Raw genomic sequence first — 340 nt, forward strand, 5'->3', positions numbered from 1 at the left:
TACAAGGCGCCGATGGAGTGCTGCTCGATGTTCGTCCCGCGCGAGGGCGAGTGGTTCCAGCGCGTGGACAAGGCGCTGGAGACCGACGAGGCGGCCTGATCCGGCGGCAGCGTCGAACAGAGCAAGCTAGAGACGAGTACGGAACGGGCAAAGCGCCTCGCGCGCTTGCCCGTTTTCCTTTTGCGCTTGCGGCCGAACTCCGCCGTGGCGCCCGCGCCGCTGCGTCGGCCGCAACGTTTACGATAGCCGCCAACCCTAGCCCGCCCGCACAGGCCAGCCCATGCTCACCGACCTGCTCCTCGCCATCGCCCATCACCTGCTGGTCTTCGCGCTGATCTCG

Annotated in this window: 1 protein-coding gene; it reads left to right on the forward strand. The window is 67.6% G+C overall.

All coding sequences use genetic code 11. The features are described 5' to 3' along the window. Window positions 1-99: cysteine dioxygenase (locus HKX41_10750; GenBank protein NNC24608.1), on the forward strand; the 99-nt coding region annotated here is incomplete at its 5' end. Window positions 100-340 lie beyond the last annotated feature (241 nt).

Origin of the sequence: Salifodinibacter halophilus (genome assembly GCA_012999515.1) — a bacterium.
GTDB classification, from domain to species: domain Bacteria; phylum Pseudomonadota; class Gammaproteobacteria; order Nevskiales; family Salinisphaeraceae; genus Salifodinibacter; species Salifodinibacter halophilus.